The sequence below is a fragment of the Anatilimnocola aggregata genome (assembly GCF_007747655.1).
In the GTDB taxonomy this organism is placed as follows: Bacteria; Planctomycetota; Planctomycetia; order Pirellulales; family Pirellulaceae; genus Anatilimnocola; species Anatilimnocola aggregata.
Genome location: NZ_CP036274.1, coordinates 456374 through 479311, shown reverse-complemented (window position 1 = coordinate 479311; position 22938 = coordinate 456374). Strand labels below are relative to the sequence as shown.

Below are 22938 nucleotides of genomic sequence, written 5' to 3'. Positions count from 1 at the left end.
CCTTAGCGTTATGCCTACACGCTTGACTAAAGTTCGAGTCCTCTTCGTGCGAACCTTCTGCCTCGCGCTGCTGCTGGTTGCTGCGACGACTGTCGCGGCCGACTCGCGCGATGCTCGCCTGGTCGCCGGTTTGCAACAACGCCGCTTGTTCGAACTGGCCGAAGCCTATTGCCAGCAGCGCCTGGCTGCGACCATTGCTGACGAAGCAGCCTTCACCGAACTCACCGTCGAGCTGCAACGCACTTATGCCTTGCATGCCATGAACGAACCCCCTGCCACGCGGGCTCAGTGGTTCCAGCGCTCCCACGCACTCGCTGCCGAGTATGCTCGCGCGAAGCACGTTCGGGGCATGCTCGTGCAATTGCAAGACGCCCTCACCTGGCTAGCTGAGGGAGAACTCGCGGCGGCTGAATATCGGGCCGGCGCACTACCGGCCGCGGAACTCGATCGCGCCTTGCAGCCCCTCCGCACCGCGGCTAGCGCTCTCGAGAATCTCGATAAGCAACTGACTCGCGAGATACCTCTTCTTCGCCGCCGCACGTTGGCCCCCGGTGAACTTTCGGCCGATGAACTCTTCTCGCTGCAGCAGCATGTGCTGTATCAATGGGCGCGAGTCTGTCGCCTGCGCGGTCAGTTGTATCCGCCGCAATCGCCCGATCGTGTCTCGCTCGCTCAGCAGACACAAGAGATTCTCAAGACTCCGCTCACCCAACTCGTTCCCGAGGATCCCCTCGCCGATCAAGTGCGACTCGAACTGGCCATCAGCGAGCGCCTGCTAGGCAACGTAGCGCAGGCCACGGAATTGCTCGCTCTGCTCGATCGCGACCCCAAGCCCGCGGCGCTGCGACTCACCGCGCGCGCGGAACAGATTCGGGCCGCTCTCGAAGCCCGCAATAACACTGCCGCGCTGCAGCTACTCAATCAAGGCCGCACACTCGGCGGGCAAGATTCACCGGAGCTCGATCTTGCGTGGCTCGAGACTTACATCGCCGTCTGGCAGCAATACCAGCAGCAACAAAACGCCACCGAGTCGCAAGGGTGGCAAGACAAAGCGGCTGCCATGGCCAAGTTCCTGCAGCAAACGCACGGCACCTATTGGGGCCGCCGCGGCGATCAGTTGCTCGTGCATGCGCTCGGCGGCAGCAACACCGGCGCGGGTGCGGCAGTCCTGGCGCGCACGGCCGATAATTTCTACGTGAAAGGCGAACTCGACCAGGCAGCTGCCACCTATGAAAAGGCTGCCGAGCAGGCCTTCGCGGCGGGAGATAGCAACACCGCATTCGACCTGGCCTACAAAGGCGCGCTGGTGCAGCAGAATCGCAAGCTGTTTGCCGATGCCACTCGCCGGCTGCGCGCCGCCAGCCTGCGCGAAGTAGCTCATCCGCAGGCTGGTGCTGCCCACCTGCAAGCTGCTTGGAATGCCGCGCAAGATGTCCGACTGGATCCCACCACTGCAGCCAACTATGTCGACCTGTTGCAGGAGCATCTGAAAGCCTGGCCCGCCGATCCTTCGACCGCGCAAGCGGCCATCTGGCTCGGGCAGTGGCAGGCGGCGAAGCAACAATGGCGTGAAGCTCTGGCCGCGTATGCCTTGGTGCCGCGCGACTCGGCGAAACTGGTCGAAGCTGTTCCCGCGGCGAGTAACGCCGCCAAACTGTGGCTCGCGCAAACGGTCGCAGCGGGTAAATCGCCGTCGACGGAGTTGCCCGCCGCGTTGGCGTTTTTTCAGCAAGTCCTCGTCGGCGAAAACGATCGCCTGCCCGAGCGCTGGACGCAGGCTCATCGCGATGCAGCACTCGCGGTGGCTGAACTGCGACTCGCTTACGAACCCAACTCGGCTGCCGAAGTCGAATCGCTGCTCAATGCCGCTCTACAAAGTACCAGCGACCCACCAGCTGCCTGGCAACAAGCGGCCGGATTGCAGCGCATTCTTGCCTTGGCCGTGTTGCCGGGTCGCGAACGAGAAGCGCAGGCTGCCATTGAACAAGCGGCTGGTGCCTCGCCTGAACAATTGCTCGTCAGTGTCGAGCGCTTGTCCAAGATCGCCGAGACCTCACCCGCCTCGCTGCGCACGGTTGTCGCCCGCCTGCAACTGCAAACCATCGCGCTGCTCGACCAGCGCCGCAATCAACTCCAGCCCGCCGAGCGCGTGACGCTCGACCGCGTGAAAGCCGAAGCGCTGCTGCTTGCTGGCCAGCGGAACGAAGCATTCACCCTGTATGCCCGCTTGGCGAAAGAAAACCAGGACAGCGCCGCCATTCAAGAAGGTTGGGCCGACGTCCTTTTGGCAGCTACCGATAAACCAACGCTACAGCAGGCTCTCGATCGCTGGCGACTAATTGCCGCGCGCACCAAGCCCCGCACCCCGCGCTGGTACAAAGCTAAGTACAGTGTAGCCCTCGCCCAATTCAAACTTGGCGCTAAGCCCGCTGCCGCCCAACTGCTACGCTACACCCTCGAAGCTCCCCCTGGTCTCGCCGGCAGTGGCTGGGAAGTTCAATTTCAAGAACTATTGCGACGGTGTGAGTGAGGGGTGGGGAACACTAACTCAACATCTCATGCACGACTCGCCCGCCGGTGACGAGGGGCAAGGGGCGGCCGAGGCGGTCGGGGATCATGGTGTGAGCATCAATGCCGAGCAGGTGGTAGATGGTGCAGAGAATGTCTTTGGGGCTGATGGGATTCTCTTGGACGAAGCTGCCGTGCTTGTCGCTGCTGCCGACGACGCTGCCGCGGCGGATGCCGGCACCGGCGAAGGCGTTGCTATAGACGTCGGACCAGTGTTCGCGTCCCGCGCCGTTGGCTCCCTTGTCGTGAACGCGGGGCGTGCGGCCATGCTCGGTAATGCACAGGACCAGCGTATCGTCGAGCATGCCCCGCTCGTCGAGATCGGCAATTAGGGCACTTAGCGCGCGATCGAGGCCCGGCAGCAGTTCGTCCTGCAGTCGCTCGTAGTGATGGAAGTGCGTGTCCCAGGCGGAATTGGCGGTCTTGATTTCATCCCATAGCACCGTGACCAGCTTCGCCCCTGCTTCAAGCAACCGGCGGCCGGCGAGCGTAGCCTGGCCAAAGAGAGTGTAGCCATACTGCTCGCGCAGCGACTCCTTTTCTTGGCCGATATCGAGGGCTGCCTTGATGCGATCGGAAGTCAGGAGCGAGTAGGCCATTTCGCGAAAGCGATCGTGCCCGCGCGGCGCTGCTGCGGTTTGATAGTCGAGTTGTTCGTGCTGCAACTTGGCCAGGAGCGACCAGCGGCTACTGAGTTGATCGAGCGACATGGCCGTATCCCCCTTGGCTTGCGACACGACGAAGCGGCCAGCTGGATCGATGCCCAGGTAAGGTTCGTCGACGTCTTGCATCGCATTGCCGCGCCAGCGTCCGACCTTGCCGGTGATCTTTCCTGCGAATTCGGTGCAAACGGGATCGTAACCGCGGCCGAGAAAGCCACCGTAAGGCCCGCCGCGCGTGAACTCGCCTGCGCGACTGCTGAAGCGAAACGGCAGACAGATATTGCGCGGAATCGCTGGTGGCGGCGCGGTCGGCTGCTCCTTCGTCGCCAGGTAATCTAGGACACTTCCAAAGCTGGGCCAGTGCCGCGCATCGAACGGGTTCAATTCCATCGGGATATCGACCTTGTCGATGCCCGACATTGTGTACGCCGCCGAATGAATGTTATACGGATGCGACATCGACCGCACGAGGGTCAACTTGTCCGCAATTTTCGCCACGCGGGGCAAGTGCTCGCAAATCTGCAGGCCCGGCACCGAAGTGCTGGTCGGATTGAATTTGCCGCGAATCTCCGCCGGCGCATCAGGCTTGGGATCCCAAGTCTCATGCTGGGCTGCTGCTCCATACAGATACAGCAGCATTACCCGCTTCGCGCGACCAAAGTGACTCTGCCCCAGCGGCCGCTCTGCAGCAGCCTTGCTTAGCGCCGTGATTGGCGATGCTGCTGCCGCCAACGAACCGGCCATCACGCCGAACGAACGGCGCGAGAGATTCGTGGGAGCGGTATCGCGAGTCATCGGCGAATCTCCGGTAGGCAGCGAAGGCAGGTTTCCAGCGGAGTTGCGGCGGTGGAACGCCATCCGCAAGCTCAAGTCAATATACTGGCCGGCGTCAGTCTTTCCAAACTTCATCCGCTGTACTTCGAATTCCCTTTGTCAGGGCGCCGGAGTGCCAGCCCCGACCTACTGATTGCCATCGCAGCTAGACTTGGTTCGCTGGGCTATAATCGTAGTCAAAGTGGTAGGGCGCTCGGATTCTCTATTGCCTCTCGATAGTTCGACTTGTTCACGAGGATCTGCTGCGATGCTAGGCCGGCTGGCGATGATTGGACTGCTGTGTTGCCCGACGTTGTGGTGCGTGAAGCGCGCGACTGCCGAGGAAAAGGTTGCTGCCACCAAGACAGCGGCAAAGACTCCGCTGATTCTGGCGCACCGGGGTGGGGCTCACGAATTCGAAGAAAATACCATGGCGGGCTTCCGGGCCTGCTACGAGCGCGGGATTCGGGGGTTCGAGACCGACGTGCGGATGACGCGCGATGGCGTGCTGGTGGTTCTGCACGACGACAGCCTTGAGCGGACACACAACGGCAAGGGTCCGATCGAAGCGCAGACAGCCGACGAGTTGCGGAAGGTCACCACCAAGAAGGGACAGAAGTTCTTGTTCCTTGAAGAGTTGCTCGACTATTTTGCCGATAAGCCCGGCGTTTGCATTGAGCTGGAAATGAAAACCAGCAACCAGAAACTCTATCCCGACGAGCGGATTGCCGAGTATTGTGCCAGGCTTTACCAACAGGCCCAGGCCAAGATGCCCCAAGAGTCGTACTACCTGTTCACGTCGTTCGACGAGCGTCCGCTGAGGGCCATTCGCGCGCTCGACGAAGCCGCCCCCATCTCCATTATCGCGGGCAAGCCTCTCTCGGCTGAGTTCATCGAACGAGCCAAGGGTCTCAAGGCTCAGCACATCGCGTGTCAGTTGAACGGCACGTCGCGGGCGATGGTTCGGGAAGCGCAAAAGCAGGGCTACAAAATCAACTGCTGGCCCGGCCACACCGTGCAAGACTACTACCTGGCCGTTGGTCTGGGCGTTGATGTTGCCTGCACCGACATCCCGACCAAGATTCAGCAAGTCCAAGAGTCGCTGCCAACTCGCTAGGTGGCCGGATGCAGGCAATGCCATTACCACCCAGCTGCAAGTAAAGTTACGACGCCAAGCCGCAAAGGAGGGGTGTTCAATTAAGGAGTTGTTAATTGAACAGGGGAGTGCGTAACTCTCGGGTTTCCGAGCGATTGGTGTTCAACTATGGGGCTGCTAGTTGGACATTTAGGGTGAAACTGAAGTGGAGTTTTCGCGGCTAAGTGCTAAATCGTACGGGGTCCGTTTCTCGGTGAAGTCAGAGTTGCTGAGATGCTGCAACTGGGGACCACGAGAGCCAGCCAGATTCTTGACCCGAGTCTGGCCCTGGTAGCTGGGGCACTAGCAACTCAGCCCGGCGGTCTGTCCCTTCTCCCGCCTTTGCCCCCGTTTTGCTACATTGCAGGGCTTGCGGCTGAACCAATTCACCACGAATTTGCATGGTCGGCTGGCCGTTTGAGACCCGAGTCCCTGGGATGCATGTCCCCTGCGGTGACCGGTTTCCGGCTGGTTGTTGCCAGAAAGTGCCAGGACGATGTCTCTCGATCCATATCAACCGTGCCCCTGTGGCAGTGAGAAGAAGCTCAAGTTCTGCTGTGGGGCCGATGTCAGCCACGAGTTGGAGAAGATTCAACTGGCGATGGAAGGCGAGCAGCGGCTGGCCGCGCTCGACCACATCAACAAGCTGCTGTCGACGCATCCCAAGATTCCTTCGGCCCTGATGTATAAGGCACTCGTCGAACTCAGCCTGAGCGAAGTCGAACAAGCCCGGCAATCGACGGCGAAGCTGCTGGAAGTGGCCCCGACCAATCCGCCCGGCCTGGCGCTGGCCGCGATTCTCGATTGCCAGGATGGCAACGTGCTCGCCGCGATCAGCCGCGTGCAGCAGGCACTCGAGCAGCACCCGGGCAAGATTCATCACCTCGTCTATCAGGCCATCGGCACGCTGGGCCGGGCCCTGTTCGCCACCGGCGAAGTTCTCGCCGCGCGCGGGCACCTCACCTATCAAGTGCGTGTTTCGCAAGGGAAAGACGAAACGGCCTTCAGCGCGATGATGGACCTCGATAGCAGCGGGCAGGTGCCCCTCGTCGCCCACACGTTTGCCGATCTTGTTCCACCCCCGGCCGAGAGTTCCCTCTCTGCTGCTGGCCTGGCCGAATTTCAAGCCGCACTGAAAGACGCCAACTACGGCTGCTTTCAAGCGGCGGCCAAGAAGTTCGAAGCGCTGGCTGCCAGCGAACCGAACGAACCAACCATTTGGCGCAACCTGGGAACGCTGCTCGTCACGCTGGCCGAAGATGATATCGCTGCGGCCATTTTCCAGAAGTATGCCGCGTTTGCCGCCGTGCCGCGCGACGAAGCCATCGAAGCCGAAGCGCTGGCCCAATTCCTGGCGATGAATGGCGAAGAGTATCAAGTTCCCGAAGTGACCGCGACCTTCACCATCGACGATGCACCGGCTTTGCGCGAAGCCTGGATCTCGAACAAGCAATTGCAGGCCATCACTCTGCGGCCCGAAGACATGGATCTGGCCGAAGGTGAACCACCACCGCAAAGTGCCTTCTTCATTCTCGATCGCGAGATTCCGTCAACCGGCGTGGACATCGCTCGCGACGCAATCCCGCGCGTGCTGGGCGAGTTGTTGTTCTACGGTCGCCAAACCGATCGGGCCGCCCGCGTGGAATTCACCGCGCCTCAGCTTGAAGATTGGAACGACCGGATTCAGAAGGTGAAAACGCTGATCGGTTCGCATCTGCAGGGTGATCCGACCGAAGAGGCTGTTGGTCTAGCCAATCGTAATGCCGCGATTCTGGCCGTGAATTGGCGTTTTCCCGATGACACTCCGCAGGAACATCGCAAGACGTTGATTCTCGAACAGCGGCGGCACTTGCTGCTGAATGTGCTCCCCGATTCGGTGCAAGCCGGGCTCGATGGGGCCACGTTGCGACAAGCGGCGGCCAATCCGCAATTGCAGAACAAGGCGCTCGCCACAATCCTGCTAATGGACCTGGCTCAGCCGCAAGAAGAGCCGGTGTTCAACGAAGTCCGTCGTTCGCTCGGGTTGCCGACTATCGATGAACTCGACCCCGCAGGCCGTAAGATTCAAGCCCTCTCGCTCGCCCAGCTCACACGCGTAGAAGCCACCAAGCTCAACGATGAAGATCTGATGCAAGCCTTCACTCGCGGCACACTGGTGAGCTGTCGTCGCCTGGTACTGAAGATGGGTCGCGAGGTGGTAGCCCGGCCATCGCTCGACAAGGTCGCGAATAAGGAAGACGTGTTCGAGATTCTGTCGCGGCAGTCGAACGACCCGACCGAAACGCTCGAACTGCTGACCAAAGCGCAAGATTGGGCCAAGGACCGCGGTCGCTCGCCTGCTCGCTTCATGCTGCAAGAGATTCCCCTTCGCCTCATGCGTGGCGAACAGGCCGAATTCACTCGCATCATGGAAACACTTCGCGCCAAGCACATGAACGAGCCGGGCATTGCTCAAGGCTTGTACATGATGCTCGCCCAGCTGGGTCTCATTCGTCCGCAGGGCGGCGCTCCAGGTGCCGGCCCGGGCGGAATGCCCGGCGCTCCCACCGCAATGCCAGCTGCTGCACCCAGCAGCGGCGGACTGTGGACACCTGGCCAACCCGCCGCGGCTCCGGCCGAGGCGAGCAAGGGTAAACTCTGGCTGCCGGGCATGGACTAAGAACGCTTACTGCAGCAGGATCAGTTCGTCGCCGGACATCAGTTTGCCGAGCCGGGTTTGACCACGGGGGCGAACGATGGCGATGCCGGGGTCGCTTTGAATCACGACGAAGTCGCCAACCGCGTGCTTGCCGGTCAGTGCATAGTTGTGATAGCCCCGCAGGATGGAGCCGACCGGAGCTGTCTCGCCACCAGGAAAGCTAACGGTCGCTTCGTTGTTCTTATGATCGACGGCGGTCGCCACAGCTGGGCCAAAGTTTTCGAACGTTGGCCGTGGCCGAGCGGGCTGAGCCGCAAACTGCTGAGCAGGTGGGGCGGCGACATAGGCCTGCGGAGCAGCAGCGGGCATAAAGGGCGAAGCCACTTCACCCGGCGTTGCCACCGGAGCGACGTTCTGCGTCAACCGGCTGGATGGTTGCGCTTCGCTGGCGAAGGCCACTGCCGAGGCAGGTGTTCCGCTGGTGGTGCCAGAGGCTTGAGCGATCGTGGGTCGACCGTTGTAGAGGTTAGCCGTCCGGCGGCTCGACTTCTGAGCGGGCGCGGGAGCCTCGCCCGTTTGATCTTCGAACGACGTGGGAGCTGGATCGACAGCTGGCGTCGGTACAGGTGGCGGCAGAGGCGTCGGACCGATCCCTGGTACAGGTTGTGGCGGAGCAGGGGGCAGTTCGGGGCGTTCACCACCACCGGGCGGAGCCATGTCTGGCCGTTCGCCACCACCACCATCGATCGTCTCGGCTCCGGTGCCACCTTCTTCGACGATGTAGTCAGGTCCGCCGCCGCCACCTGGGCAGCAAGCTCGCAGGGCTTCTGCTGCCGCTAAGCGAACGCGTTCCGAAGGTTCGAGGTAGCAGCCGCTGTCATCTCGTTCGTAAGCCATTTCATACAGCTTGTTCGACAGCTCTTCGCTGCAGCAGCTCTTGTTCTTGCAGTTGACGCACGCTTCGCCATTGGCCGCTTCGGTGATCGCCTTCACGGTTTCATAGCGGACGTCTTCGGTGCAATCGTCGAGCGCCTTCAGCAGGGCATCGGTAATGCTGCCATCGCGGTTGTAGCAGCCGCAGCCGATCTTGGTCAGATACTTCACTGCCTTGATCTTCTGCTTAGCGAGATCCTCTTCCTTCTTGATTTCAGCAGCCCGCTTGATGGCTGGGTTTTCCGATTCCAAGTTCTTCGGATCGGCCAATCGCTTCAGGTTTGGTTTGCGCTCGGCATTGGGGCGGTTACCGTTGCGGTTCGACCAGTTGTCGCGCACCGAGGTATAGGTCTGCGGAATGCCTAAAAAACTCCAGAGTGTGGCTCGCGGCTGAACCGGCACTGGCGCTTGGGCTTGCGCGCGTCCGGGCAGCATTGCCCCGACCAGCACCACGCTAAGGAGGCACATCACTTTTGAGAGTGACATAGAAACAGTCCCCGAGCAAATCCGTTTGTTAATTTGGCCAATCCGTGGCCAGCAGGCTTCCCACCTACATAGGACTCCCTCCGTCTGGAGGAAACCCTACCTTGGACAATCGGCAGGGCGTCACGCTATCGCAAATCAAATTCCCCTTCGCCCTAAGCTTTACCAATTCTGCCTTGTCTGCCCGAAGTACGAGATGCACACAAATTACTAGAATTGTTGATAGCAACGCTAGCAGGGACTAATACGATTGAGCGATTAGATTATGAGTGACACTTCTACTACTTGCTATCAAGCAATTAATAACGCCTGCCATGCAAATTGCTTTAAGGTTGTTTCAATCCACGCTGGCAATTCATCGCTATCGACTAATAAGTCAGCAACTCTGCTATCAGCATCGCCGCTAGCAGAAACGTTGTCAGCTCGCGCGGCGGCAAAGTCGCGCGCAAGTGTCGGCAAGTCGCGTGTGCCGTCCAGCAGGGTAAGTAGTAAACGTTCGGCCAGCGGAACTGGAACCAACTTATGTCGCCGGCTGGGAACCATCGCCCATTGGGCCGCTAGCACGCGCACCAACTGCGATGTCTTCGGCCGCTCGCTGACTTCCAGCGAGAAAGCAAATGGCTGACGGTGCAGCGCCACGAAGTGCGTCAGATGCCCGCGCAATAACATGGCCGCAAGCAGAGCCCGCTGTTGCTCGCGGTCGGCCGCTGGATCTTCGATAGCAGCCAGTGAGACGGCGAATAGCTCATCGAACGGCACCATCTGCGGCCAGCACTTGAACAAATGGACGAGCGCCGCTTTGACGATGGGAAACGTCAGATGGACGACGACACCATCGTGCAATTTAAACTTCTCCTCCTTGGCAGTGCGGACATCGGGCTCCGGCGAAGCAGGCTGACCGAGCGCCGAAGCCAACAGCGAACCGATAACATCGGCCGAAGGTGAACGATCGAGTTCGACGTCGTCGCGGCAGAGTAGCGTACGGCGGAATATGCGATTGGTCAGGAAGTCGGCATACTGTTCGAGTTGAATCAAGTCGTGCGAAATCCCCTGCAACGATTCGCTGACTTCCGCCGGCAAATCATCCAGCTGCATGTGCTGCCAGGCTTCGCCCAGGTATTGCAGTTCATGTTCGCCGGCCCGCTGCATGAACTGATGAAAGTAGAGAGGCGTATTCGAGTCTTCCAGATGCTCGTGAAAGACGTAGCTATCGGGAGCGCGCTCTAAGGTATCTGCTTCCTCGGCCAACACCCGCGCGTGGGGACTATTGGGAAACGGTGCCGACTTGACCATGAACGATAGAATCGCCCGCGCTTGCTGCGTCTTCAATTGCGGGTCGTCGATTCCCGTACAGTGATACTGCATCAGCTCGCGCGCAACCGCCCGCTGATGCCAACCGGGGTAAGTGTTGTAACTGATGTAGGCAATACCGTGTGGCTTGAGCAACCGGCGGCACAGCGCGAACACTCCTTCCTGCACAAAATCCGGCACCCACGAGAAAACGCCATGTGCCAGGATGTAATCGAACTCTCCCCACGATTCATCGAGGTCCATAATGCTGGCCGTATGCAGGCGGACGTTCTTCAATCCAGCAGCATCGACCAACTGCTGTCCTGCCTCGATTTGCGAAGGCGAAAGATCGATGCCGACGAATTCGCTCTCGGGCAAACCATCGGCCATGCAGATGATGTTCATCGCCGTCGCACAGCCCAACTCCAGCACGCGACACTTTCCAGCCGGCGCGGTCCGCATGCCGAACAAATGTCCGAGCGTGCCCAGACAATCGGCATGCATCGGGTAATGCGGTTTGCTTTCGTATTGAATTTCGTCGTAGCTGCTGTTGTTCATCGGTGTTGCACCTGGGCTCAACCGGCCGCGGGAATGTTGGGGTTCATGTTGGCTGCCGGCACGGAGGACGACTTAGCCAAACGCGAGAAAACTTCACTCACCCATTCCGGTCCCGGTCGCTCCGGTCCTTCGTCATGAGTGGCGGCGTAATCGAGGGCCTGAATGAGTGGTGTCCACGGCACATAGGTCTGCGGCGCGCCGGCTTCTTCCATGCGCGCGACGACCGGCCAAACCTTCGCGGGAATCGGTACCCACTCCACACCCTCGGGCGTGGGATTGGCACAGTTGGCAGCTGGCGAAGTGACCAGGTACTCGCGGCAAGCCATGGGCCGGTCAAGATGGATCGAACACGACTCGTCCTCTAAAAAAGGACAAGCCACGCCCAGCTTGAAATAGTCGAGTCCATTCTGCAGCACTTCGTCATGCGGCCAGTTAGCCCGCTCAGTCAGTTTTTGCCACATTCCGGCAGCGGTCATTTTCTCCTTGGCCTCGGCGAACCGGCGGAGGATTTCCGTTTTCCGTGGCTCGGGCATTTTCTCGACCAGATCGCGAATGCCGTGGGTTTCGACCGGCGCAATCGGCACCAATTGCCGGCAACAGGCTCCGCACCCTTTCTGGCACGAGATCTTCAACCCCTGCCGCTCGACGTTCTCTTCGCCAATCTGCACGATCGAACTCGACAATTGCTGCACCACCGGCAACAGTTGCTTCAGCCCCATTCGCGCGGTCGGGACGGTCACCTTTGTCTTCAGCTGATGGCCGGCGATGCGCATCGAGATATCAGCCGTCACACTTTCGACACCTGCAGGAATGTTCGCATTGGACATGACTGATCTCCGTTCCAGTTAACCCCAGAAATTTCCGGAATTCCAATTTGCATCGCCAAAACCCAAGGGGAACAAGTTCACCCTTCGCCATAGTCAAATTCGCCGCCATCTTCCCAGCCCGCTGACCGAGAAATTTCCGGAATCTACGTTTCTTCAAACAAGCCAACGGACTTAGGCGTAACTGCAAGGCATTTGTTACCAAACACTAGCGACAATCCTCACAACCTATCGATCAACCGCTCGTTAGTTTCGATTTCCCGACTTTCCATTATCCGCCCGTGGGCTACTGGCAAGTCGCTCTCTTTGCGAAGGGGGGACAGTCAACCGTTTCCTGTTTTCCACGATGAGGAAATGTCCATTTTCAATTTCCTGAATTTCCCGCAGCGAAACTTGTCGCTGCCGGTTCAACCAGCCCCTTCCGGCGCGCAGCGAGCCCCTTCTGCCGTGACACCTGCCTCAAAATTAGAGACCGAACTTGTGACTAGTCTGGTCAAATGTACTAAGTACTTTTTTCGATTTCAGGAACAGTTGCGCCCGGCCTGCCGCTTAACTGCCTGCAGTGAAGGTGCGGACTTCGAGCAGGCCGATGTCACCATCACCCACCATTAGCAGGTGCTGGCCAAGCCCGCGAGCCGGACCACCTTCGAGACCTACCCATTCCGTCAGCCGTCCCAGTTTGGCCTCGTCGTTGTCGGCGGCGCTGGAGCCGGTATAGAGGGCTGGCAAATAGCAGCTGCGCTGAATGCCGTCGGTGAGTGTGAGTTTCGCGGCCGCCCAAATCAGGTCGCGGGGGCGTTGCGGGATCATCACCGTGAGGGATTGCACCTGCTGCCACGGCACCCAGACATAGTCCCGCATCACCATCACTTCCAGAATCGGCGCGAGCAGATCGTCGGCATTGCGCAGTCCGCTGACCCCCTGGCCGTTCAATTCTCCCTTGACCGGTGTCTGTAGGGCGGCCGATTGTTCGAGCAGTGCCGTCGCAGCGGCACCGTTTCCTTCGCGCAACCTGCTGATGGCGTCGAGATGCAAACTGAGAAAAGGGGGTTGTTCGATAAAGGTCTCGGGTTTGACACCTTCGCTAAAGACCTTTTGGCGAGTCTTCTCGGCGGCGAGCAGATTCTGATAGACCGAAACTCCCCAAGCGGCCCCCGCTTCTTGTACCGACAGGGCATCGAGTTGCTTGTTCGCCCGGTCCCATTCGCCGGCAAAACAGAGAAGTTCGAAGAGGAAGGTTCTGGCCCGCGTATCGCCAGGCGCACCCTTCACTTTTTGCACCTGGGCGTCGATGGCTTCCCGCAGTTTTCCGGCATCAAAGGCTTGTTTGGCATCCATGAATCGGGGCTCGCAAAGATTAGGAATAAACTGGGATCGCCGGGAAAATGTTCGCACAAACGAAAGCAGGGGGCAATCATGCCCCCCGCACTTTAGCCAGCGATGTCGGCCGCGATTGCTCGCAACCGACCGGCCGGACTAGCCACCCTTGTTCATCTTGATGTCGTAGTTCATCGCACCGGCCTTCGTGCCGCTGCCGTCTGGCTTCTGTTCGTAGTATTCAACTTCGAACTTGGCGAAGTTCAAGCTCAGGTTTTCGCTGAGCACGTCGCCGTGGCCCGAACCCGAGTGCTGCACGCTGGAAACCAGAATGTCGGTCAGCTTGATCTTGAGGTATTCGAGCGGCTTATCGCCAGCCTTGCGGAAGGTCACCAAACCGCTAGGAATGTGCTTGCCAGTCGCACAGTGCGACATCAGCAGGGCCGAGGACTTGTCGAGGTACTTCGAAATCGAGATGTCGTGCACGTTCACTTTGCCGGCACCACCACCACCACCGACGTTGAAACCACCCTGTTGAGTCAAGCCCCAGCTGAACGACTCGATGTGGATTTCGTCCTTGTGCTTGTCGTCCTTCGATTCGCCCTTGATACCTTCCAACTTCAGAAACATGTCAACAGCCATCGCTCAGTCTCCCTTAACTTAAACCTGAAAAAGTGTGAATTCGATTCGCCCCGAACCCGTGTTTTGTTTTCCGTGTGAGGCTCTTTACACCACTATTCTCGAAGCGGCCCGGCGAAAGTTGCGTGGAATCTGCCGAAAGATTCTTCAGGCTTCAAGTCTGTGCGGCCAACACGACACAACCCCTTTGCAGAACAGGGCTTAGGAAGCCCCAAAGAAGTTACCCAGAAAGCCAGCCGGCGACTGTCTGTCAACAGAAACTCAAGAACCGATGGTGCAGTGCGACGATTGCTTTTAAAAATCGGACTGCGGAATCAGTCGGGCCGGCGCTACAGGGAAGTCAGTCCGCAGCGATTTCAATCTTGCTCGTTACTCACAGGCATCGGCAGGGGATGTTCGCTGGCCGTTTGCGGTGCAATCAAGCGGGGCGCCCACCAGGGAGAATTAGCGTGGTCGTGTTCCGTTTCGATCAGCGGGCCGCGCTGTTTAAGGAGTTCTTCGGCCGCGTGATGCCGCGCGCCGATGTTCAACTGCGGCGCAATCCCGCCGGCGAGCAAGAGCGTGACCAATGTCAGCAGCGCGACCTTTTCGCGCCGGCCCATGCGGAGCGAAACACTCGTGATGTGCCGCTTGCCGGTGAAGAGCAGAAAGTAAGCATGCACGATGGCGATGCCGTTGAGTGCCGCCGCCAAGACCACGGCCACACCGACGAAGGGATACGTTTCGACCGCGCCATCGACGAGCAGTTCGGCCCCGACGTAACCCATCGTGCCTGGAAAGCCAACGCTCGAGAGCCCCATCAGCATGAAGCAAACCGCCAGCATCGGCATATGCTCGTACAGGCCGTGATATTGATTAAGCTGCAACCGACCGTGGCGGGCTTCGATGGCTCGCATTGTCAAACCAAGGCCGGTGAGTGACAGTCCGACCGAGATCCAGACGCAGAGCGCGCCGGTCAAGCCTTGCACGGTCACCATCTCCAGCCCGACGAGAATCACCGCGGCATGGCTGAGGAACAAATAGCAGAACAGGCGGCGGGCATCGGTTTGCACCAGTGCCATTGCCCCCGCATAGACGGCCGTAAAGAGCGAAATGAGTCCCATCGTGCGCATCACTTCGGCGGGAGCAATCGGCAGCACCAAGCGCGCGGCCGCATAGACGCCGGCCAGCGGAGTGACGTAGAGAATCGCCGTGCCAAAGGTCGCTTTCTCGAACAGGTCGGTAACCCAACAGTGAAAGGGAGCGATCCCGCAGCGAATGAAGACAGCGCCCAGCAAGGGCAACACCGCCCACAGCGAGTGGACTTTCAGGTCGGTCCCTTCGGACTGGACCACTCCCCAGCCAATCACCATCAGCGCGATGAACAGACCCATGTGCGCGACGTACATGCCGGCCGAACGTCCCCGCGCTCGCAGTTCGAGAAACGGCGGAATCGTGGCGAGGCTCAGGAGCACGATGATGAGCCAGGGCTCTTTGCAACTGAAGGTAGCCAGCGTGATCGCTGCGGAGAGGAGCGTCCACGAGAACGAAAACCGGCGGGCTTTCGCACGGACTGTGGCGATGGTGGTCAGTGCGAACAAAAGCGCCGTCAGCGGCAACAGCGGCGCGCTCAGTTCGTCGATCTGAAAAATCTCGCGGTCGAATAACCGCGATGTCAGGTGAAAGCGATCCTGCGCTTCACTGGCGCGCATGGCGACAAAGTCGAGCCAGGTCCCTAGCGCGAAGGTAAACGTCAGCAGCATGAAGAACAGGCAGTGGAGCCGGGCAAGATTCGAGTCCTTGATGCGCCCGACCCAAAGGGCCCCGACGAGCGGCAGCACGACGCAGATTTCGAGCCAGGGTAAATGTAACTCGGTCACAGAGATTCCTCCGGCGAACCGGTCAGCGCGGACGTGTGCGTGGGATGAGCAGCAGCACCGATGCCATTCAATTCAGGTCCACCGCCGTCAAACAAATCTGCCCAGCGACGTTCGAGCGCGTCGCAGCCGCGCAGCAATTTCAAAAAGGGCTCGACGAGCCAGCGCATCATCCAAGAATCGAGATATCCCTTCTCCAAGGCCAAACGATAGAGCCAGGTGCGAGTTGATTCTGGTAGCCAACCTGCGCCGGGCCCTGTGAGCCGCGGCAAGCGATTGCCCAGGGCGTTTTCCATCGTGCCATAGTCATATAGCAGCGTGGGAGCGCGCAGGAATTGCAACGTGCGGAAGCAGGCATGACCCAGGATGTGGACGAGGGCCACGTACTGCATCGGTGGCCAGAAGTAGGCGAGGCCGATCTCCATCACAATGATGCCCACCTGCGTGAGCGAAGCGAACGAGAGGGCCGACTTGATGTCGGTTTGCACGCGGCCAGCAAACGAAGCGAACATGGCGGTGATCAGACCGAGGGCAATCACAGCTGACGACAGCAGGAGCGAAGCAGCCAGAATCGGGCTGATGCGGAGTAAAAGGAACGCGCCCAAGTGAACCGACAAAGCGCCGTAAAAGACGGCGCTCGACGGAGTGGGGCCTTCCATCGCGCGGGGCAACCAGCCCGAGAAGGGAACTAGCGCGCTCTTGCCCGCAGCAGCCAGAATTAATAAGAATCCAACCAGCAGCAGGCTCTGCGTGGGAATATCGACATGTCCGCCGGGCCAGGCGGTGGCCAGTGTGCCGGTGCCGAGGAGCTTTTCGAAATCGCCATGCCCGTGCAGGTGATGCATGACCACCGAGGCGATCAGCAGGGCTGCATCGGAAATGCGATAGACGGTCCAGACTCGCAAACCATTCCGCACCGGCGCGGCCCGTTCGTGAAAGAAGGCGACGAGCAGGGCGGACGACAGACCGACCAGTTCCCAACCGGTGAACAAGGTTTCGATGGTGCCGGCCAGCGACGTAATGACCATGCCAAGCACAAACAGCGAGTACATCACAAAGAACCGGTTGTAGCCGGGTTCGCGGTGCATATATCGACTAGCAAACGCGCCAATTACACCACACAGCACAAACGTGAGGACCGCGAAGGGAACCGAGAGCCGATCGAAGACAAACTTGACCGAGAATTGATAATCCCGCACGTCGACCCAATCGCCCACATCGATGGGGACAAACCGCGGGCCCCAAATGAGCATGAGCACCAGAATGCAAAGTGAAGCACAGAGCCCGACGGCGGTGCTGATTTGCACCAGCAGGCTCGTCGTCCGTTCGGAGAGGGGCGCGCTGGCCAGCGTCATCACGCCGAGCACGATCGTCAGCAGCAGAGGCGCGCAGACGACAATCATCCCCAGCACGCGGAAAATAGTATCGTGATCGAACATGGCGTTTTAGCTTTGGGCGGGAAAGATCAACGAGCAATTACTGAGGCTGCGGCGGCGTTCGAATCGAGGCGAAGCCTAAGTGCTCGCGCCAGCCTCGATACCAGTCGACCGACGACGTGGCCTGTGGCAAGCCGCGAACTTCCGGCGTATAGGGTTCGAAGATGCCGTGGCGATAAACCTGCAAGTCGTTGCTGTCGGGATCGAGCACGGCCAGTTGCGCCCAACCATTCCGCAGAATGCGGCCGACTGTTTGATCGCGGGCCATAATCGCCAGCATCCGTTCGGGAGTCGATTCGATGACGAACAGGAGCCGCAGCGGTTCGTGAATTTCGACGCCCTGATGGGGCAACCCCGGTCGCAAATCGCTGGAGTAACCGTCCATCACGCCCAGCAGTGCCGTGATGTTGTGCGGCAACTTGGTGCCGGCGCCCCAACCGGTCGAATCGACGGCGGAGAAGAAGTACATCAAGTTAATTCCCTGACAGACCGGAACGACGGGGGCCAGGATGCGGCCGAGGATGGTGCTGTTGGCGTCATCGACGGTAATGTCGTACGAGTGCATGAAGCTGCGGCGATCCATGTACAATCCGCGCACACGACTGCGGCGACCGACGAAGCACATGGCATTCGACGCGTTGCCAAATTCGGGCCGCGTCTGCGCCAGGTCTTCGCTGCGCCCTTCGGCATGCTCGCGCGCTTCGAGGGGCGTGATATCGAGCGGGGCAGAATAAAACCGGCGGCAACGTTCGTGGGCATTCCGCTGACATACGCTGCGGAGGGTCTCCATCGCTTGTTCGAAGTCGCGATGATGCGTCTTCGGGAGCAGATCGAGATCGGAGCAAGTGATCGTATCGGCGGCCGTGTTGTGCAAACCGCCGACGAACACCGTCTCGCGCGGGATGGTAAGTCCACGCGACTTCAGAATGTCGCGCACGCGAGGATCGTTCAAAAATGAAGCCAGCGCGCGAGCATTGGGACCACCGGGGCTACCCGAGCAAGCACCACAGTCGTAGGCCGACTTGTGCGGATTGTTCAAGCAGTGCGAACCATGGCCCAAGAACATCACCAGCCGGGCGAAGTTCTCGATCAGCCCCATGTCGCGGAGCATCCGTTCGCCGATGTTGGCCATTTCATCGACCGAGAAGCCGATCTGCGCATCTTCCATACCCGGCTCGGGCGTTTGCCGTTCGAGCCGTAAGCGCGTGATCTGCGGCGGTGCAACCAGGCTGTTGGCAGTGCGGCTCACCAGCGCCGTCCAGCGCGGAAATAGAACGCGGGCGACGAGTGGAATCGAAGCCAGCACACCGAGACTCGCGGTGAGCAAAGCACCACTGGCCAAGTTGCGGCTGCCGCGATGCATGCCCAGCGACGTCGCTCCAATCGCCCTTCGCGTTTGGGCGCGACGTCGATTGGTTTCTTCGAATGGCAGCACGACCTCTTCAATCACCCAGTGCTTGGGGCGCACGACGATCGGGCAGAGGGTGGCGTAATGAGCGTCAGCCACGCCGCGATAGTACATGGCCACGCCGAAGAAGCCGGCGACGGAGAATGTTTCGACTTCCGGTGCAAACTCTTCCAGATGCCGGCGAAACGATTCTTCGCGGGCATCGATGCAGAACACGGCCTGAAACCGGGGCTTATCGACCCGTCGAGCCGGCTTGGCGGCGTGGGCCGAAATGGCGTCGAGCGCTTGAATGCGATATTGCCGCTCGAAGGCCAGGTGGAATATGCGCCGTCGTTCGAAGCTGTAAAACGACTCGATTTCGGCGATCAACTTACCCCACTGGTCCTTGCTCAGATTCAGCAGTTGGTAGGTATTCCAGCCGAGCACCTGAGCCAACTGAAACGCCAGGAAGGCCCGCTGTTCGACGTTATCGACCGCGCGCTTGTGCAGGCTTTGCAGCTTGGCGGGCAATTCTTGAAAACCACATTCGCAGCGGAGCGCAGTGCGGGCGACGTGCGCCAAAGCAATTCGTTCGAGGATCAAGCGAACAGCGACGAATTCAACCAGGCTGCCCACGGGAGCAGGGACGGCGACGCGGTCGCTGCGAACTTCCATCTGCCAGATCAGCCCGGCCCAACCTTGCAAAGCGAGAATCGAAGCGGTCAGGTATTCGCGTTCGTCTTCGGCACTCACACCAAGCAGGGTGAGCGATTCGCGAATCGATTCGAGTGGCGAGAGCCCCGCTTGCTCGATGCGTTTCAATTCCGCCGGCAACGCGGCGAGCCAGCGATCGGGAGGGCCTGCTGACTGGCAGTAAAGATTCGAAAATGCGCGAAAGATACCCAGTTCGCGGTCGGGCAACAGCCAATCGGCAAAACCCTGATCGGCAAAGGCCGCACAAAAGCGAATCAACACTTCGTGAACGAGGGCATCACTATCTTCGCCGGTTGCCGCCAGCAACAAATCGCGATGGCGCAACGTCGGCAGTTCTTCGCGAATCGGCGCAGGCAAACCTTGCACACCAGCACGGCAAACTCGCCACAAGGCTTGCAACGAACAGGCTTCCCAGGTGCGGTCGTTCCAATGCTCCATCGACGACTGGCCATAGCGCTTGAGCAGATCGGCCAGCAGCGATTGCGTCCGTTGATCGGATTCATCGGGCTGATAGTTTTCAGAATCGCCCGCCGTCCGGGCATCGCGCATGATCCAGTGCTTGCTCTCGCGCAGGAACTTTTCGCGAATGCCGCTCGAAGCTTCCGGCCGCAAGTGCTGCAGAGCGTCGGTCTCGGCGATGAACCAGCGAAGCTCTTCGGCGGGGCCGGTTCGCAAGGGATGCTGCAACATTGCCAGCCGCAGATCGAACCGCGTGGTATCGCCAAAGACGATTTCGTCCGCTCGGTCCGCCAGGTCCTCGCGCACGATGTACTGCAAATCGATCAGGCGAATGCGCCCCTGGGTCAAACGTTCGCGATATTTCTCTTCGCTCAAGTAGGGCTGACAATGAAACAGCCGAGCCCCTTCCTTGACGCCTTGCTCGAACGGCAGGTCTTCAAGCGCTTGCAACGTGTTGAGAAACACGAAGGCCGTGATGGGCCCTTGAGTCGGCAGCAGATCGCCGATCAGGACAATCCGCTGCTTCAGCAGTTCCAGGTCGGCAGGCGGGGAAGGTTTGACTTCGTCCTCTCGGACGTCGTCGGCAGGTCGCTGCATCGTGACAGGCACCGTAAGACCTCTTCAGCGGGGTGATCTATTGCTTGTACTTCTATTTCGGATCAATGAATAGAAGCGATCTCATTACAACTTGTTTAGATATACAGAAGCTCAATCCGCACGGCAGTTTGCGAAGGAAACATCGCGTTCAGCGGTTTACCGAGATCGCCGACGAACGCGCGAGTTAAATAACGCTTCCGAAAGAATGTTGTTCGGCTGCGTAATGGCTCAGCGCGGAAGAGCACGCTGGGAGAGAGAGCCCATTCTAGCTGGCGGGGACTAGCCGCCGCCAATGACGGGAAGAAAGTGGACTTCGCTGGCGGCTTGCAAACGGGCCGAGAGACCTTGCCGCGTAAAGCGATCATCGACCGAGACTTGTAAGCCTGGAATTAAGTTTTCGCCTTGGCAGAGACGAGCGCGAATGCCAGGAAACTGCTCGTCGAGCTGCGCGATTGCTTCGGCAACGGTTGTCGCCGCGACTTCGACTTGAGCTTGCCCACTCGTCAGGCCGCGCAGTTGGGCCGGAATGAAGACGGTGGGCATCGAGTTTTCCTTACGTAGCCCGACGCGTCAGCGAGGGTGATGTTCGAATCGACGTCACGATCTGCTGCACCCTCGCTGACGCGTCGGGCCACCTACTACCTACTCATTCCAGCCGTGCGCGTCGCGCACTTGGATCATCTTGGCGAGGATCGTGTTCCAGGTCTTGGGATCTTCGAGCATCCCGTTCGGGAACATGCAGCCGTCCCAGCAGATGTGCTGAATGCCGCGTTCCTTGGCACCCTTCAGCCAGTAGCCGGCCGTTTTGACGATGTCGATCTTGCCGTTCGGATCGTCGGCGGGGCAGTGGCGGCCGGTCTTATCGTGCGAACCGGTGCCATGCACGCTGCCGTCGTTCTGGGCAACGTGGAAGTCGATCGTCCAAGGGCGCAGAGCGTCAGTCATCTTGGTGTAAGCAGTGACGAACTGCGTTTCGTCATAGCCGGGCTGCAGGAGGGCCGCTTCGGGAGCGTTGTAACCGAGCAGATAGAGATAGGTATGAGCCTGGTCGGCTTGGAAGCCAACCGTGCCCGGCATCTTCACTTCTTCGAGCAGCTTCAAGGCAGCTTGCCACGAGTGCATGCCGGCCCAGCAGATTTCTCCTTCCATGGCCAGTCGCTCGCCGTGATCCTTGGCGATCTTCGCCGCTTCCTTGAACGTCTGGGCGATCTTGCGAGTGTTGCCAATCGGATCATCGGCCCAATGAGTCGGGGAATCGGCCGAGTCGATCCGAATCACGCCATACTTCCGCACGCCATGCTCGTTGAGAATCTTGGCAATGCGGCAGGCCTTCTGCACTGCCAGCACAAAGTTATCGCGTTCCAGTTCGTTCCCCATCGCCGAACCGCCAACGGTGCCGGGCCAAACCGGTGCTACGACCGAACCGACGTTCAGACCATAGCTGGCGATTTTATCGGCCATCGCGCGAATATCGTCGTCGCTGGCATCGGGATCGGTGTGCGGGTGAAACAGAAAGAGATCGACCCCTTCGAATTTCTGCCCGTTCACTTCCGCCGCCGCGGTCAGTTCGAGCATGTGATCGAGGCTGATCGGCGGATGATCGGTCCCCGGCTCCTTGCCCACGAGACCCGGCCACATGGCATTGTGAAGTTTCGGAAAGGCATTGGGCATTGTTGACTCAATTCGTTGGGAGGTGATCTTTAGGATTGGAAAGCAGTGTTAGCACCTTTGGTGCGTATCATACCGATCAGTCGTGATGTCCAGGGCAAAAGTTTTAGTTAATCCGCATGAAATCACGATACCGCTGCAGGGCCAGCTTGACGAAGTTCCGAATTAGTTCGGTTTCTCGCACATGCTCGATTTGATCGAGGGAAGCTTGGAGATCGCCTGGCGAAAGAAAGGGGAAGGCAACATTGTGTTTTACTTCGCGATATTTCCCTTGGTGGTCTCTTTTCAAAAATTGCAACGTCTTGCCATCATGCCGCCAAATTTCTGGTACACGAATCGCGGCGAAGCCAGGAAGTCGCTGAACACAACTATTGGTGACATCGACTTCCACCACTAAGTCTGGCGGGGGATCCTTTTTGGGATCATACCGACGCTTGCCCCGCACTTTTTTCTCATTGCCGACGTAATAGGCCTCATCGGGCTGCAGTCCCCACTCAATCTTTTCACCGGTAATGGTTGTCGAACCGATGCTTTGAATGTCCAGATCCAGCTCCAGCGTAATGGCTTCGATCATTCGACCAATCAATCGCTTGATCCAATCGTGATCCTTCAGTGGGGACATGATTTCAAGCGTACCCTCGTGAAAAGTGTGCCGGACACCTCGATCGCCTAGTGCTCGTAAGAACGCTTGGTACGCTTTCCAATCAACACCAACGAGACATCGCCGTATCTCCAGCGTGCCGGCGACATAGGTGTGCCGCAAATGACACTCGCTCAGCGCGCTAGTGATCCCCTCGTACATCTCCCAAGGGATTCCATAAAGAACTACATACTCAGACTCGGCGGTGACCGTACTCATATTCAAACCTGCCTTATTCGCCGTTTCCCGCTGTTTCCGGGACTAATTGCGTTTCGGACCTGCCTGAATTCTACACCGCCAGAGTCATCTGGATGGGAACTG

The 22938-nt window shown here is 59.3% G+C and carries 15 protein-coding genes; 3 read left to right on the top strand and 12 right to left on the bottom strand.

Annotated elements, in window-relative coordinates:
- The first annotated feature begins 46 nt into the window (after positions 1–46).
- Positions 47–2530: a hypothetical protein gene (locus ETAA8_RS01700; protein WP_145083978.1), complete on the top strand. Its 2484-nt coding sequence runs from the start codon at positions 47–49 to the stop codon at positions 2528–2530.
- A gap of 13 nt (positions 2531–2543) precedes the next feature.
- Here ETAA8_RS01700 and ETAA8_RS01695 read toward each other — a convergent pair whose 3' ends face one another.
- Entirely contained in the window at positions 2544–4025 is a 1482-nt protein-coding gene (locus tag ETAA8_RS01695) for a DUF1501 domain-containing protein (protein ID WP_202921498.1), read from the bottom strand.
- 286 nt (positions 4026–4311) lie between these two features.
- Between ETAA8_RS01695 and ETAA8_RS01690 the strand changes: the two genes are divergently transcribed.
- Entirely contained in the window at positions 4312–5160 is an 849-nt protein-coding gene (locus ETAA8_RS01690) for a glycerophosphodiester phosphodiesterase (protein ID WP_145083972.1), read from the top strand.
- 514 nt (positions 5161–5674) lie between these two features.
- The gene (locus ETAA8_RS01685) at positions 5675–7837 is read left to right on the top strand and encodes an SEC-C domain-containing protein (RefSeq protein WP_145083969.1); all 2163 of its coding nucleotides are present in this window, start codon (positions 5675–5677) and stop codon (positions 7835–7837) included.
- A 6-nt stretch (positions 7838–7843) separates the two neighbouring features.
- Here ETAA8_RS01685 and ETAA8_RS01680 read toward each other — a convergent pair whose 3' ends face one another.
- The 11 genes from ETAA8_RS01680 to ETAA8_RS01630 form a co-directional block, all read right to left on the bottom strand.
- Positions 7844–9235, bottom strand: coding sequence for a hypothetical protein (locus tag ETAA8_RS01680; protein WP_145083966.1), 1392 nt, complete (start codon positions 9233–9235; stop codon positions 7844–7846).
- A gap of 288 nt (positions 9236–9523) precedes the next feature.
- Positions 9524–11080, bottom strand: coding sequence for a class I SAM-dependent methyltransferase (locus ETAA8_RS01675; protein WP_145083963.1), 1557 nt, complete (start codon positions 11078–11080; stop codon positions 9524–9526).
- Between the two features lie 17 nt (positions 11081–11097).
- A complete protein-coding gene (locus tag ETAA8_RS01670; RefSeq protein WP_145083961.1) occupies positions 11098–11907 on the bottom strand; it encodes a YkgJ family cysteine cluster protein in 810 nt (269 codons plus the stop codon).
- A 546-nt stretch (positions 11908–12453) separates the two neighbouring features.
- Positions 12454–13242, bottom strand: coding sequence for a type VI secretion system accessory protein TagJ (locus ETAA8_RS01665; RefSeq protein ID WP_145083958.1), 789 nt, complete (start codon positions 13240–13242; stop codon positions 12454–12456).
- Positions 13243–13380: 138 nt separating this feature from the next.
- On the bottom strand, positions 13381–13863 hold the full coding sequence (locus ETAA8_RS01660) for an Hcp family type VI secretion system effector (protein WP_145083955.1): 483 nt from the start codon (positions 13861–13863) through the stop codon (positions 13381–13383).
- A gap of 353 nt (positions 13864–14216) precedes the next feature.
- Positions 14217–15719: a proton-conducting transporter transmembrane domain-containing protein gene (locus tag ETAA8_RS01655; protein ID WP_145083952.1), complete on the bottom strand. Its 1503-nt coding sequence runs from the start codon at positions 15717–15719 to the stop codon at positions 14217–14219.
- Complete coding sequence (locus ETAA8_RS01650; protein WP_145083949.1) at positions 15716–17155, bottom strand: proton-conducting transporter transmembrane domain-containing protein; 1440 nt, start codon at positions 17153–17155, stop codon at positions 15716–15718. Before ETAA8_RS01650 ends, ETAA8_RS01655 begins: the two co-directional genes overlap by 4 nt.
- A gap of 37 nt (positions 17156–17192) precedes the next feature.
- Positions 17193–20321, bottom strand: a complete 3129-nt coding sequence (locus ETAA8_RS01645; RefSeq protein WP_238397655.1) for a DUF2309 domain-containing protein — start codon at positions 20319–20321, stop codon at positions 17193–17195.
- A gap of 267 nt (positions 20322–20588) precedes the next feature.
- Complete coding sequence (locus tag ETAA8_RS01640; protein WP_145083946.1) at positions 20589–20852, bottom strand: MoaD/ThiS family protein; 264 nt, start codon at positions 20850–20852, stop codon at positions 20589–20591.
- Positions 20853–20951: 99 nt separating this feature from the next.
- Positions 20952–21980, bottom strand: a complete 1029-nt coding sequence (locus ETAA8_RS01635) for a sugar phosphate isomerase/epimerase family protein (RefSeq protein ID WP_145083943.1) — start codon at positions 21978–21980, stop codon at positions 20952–20954.
- 103 nt (positions 21981–22083) lie between these two features.
- Positions 22084–22836 carry a Uma2 family endonuclease gene (locus ETAA8_RS01630; protein ID WP_145083940.1) on the bottom strand — a complete coding sequence of 251 codons (753 nt, stop codon included), beginning with the start codon at positions 22834–22836 and terminating at the stop codon, positions 22084–22086.
- Between the last annotated feature and the right edge of the window lie 102 nt (positions 22837–22938).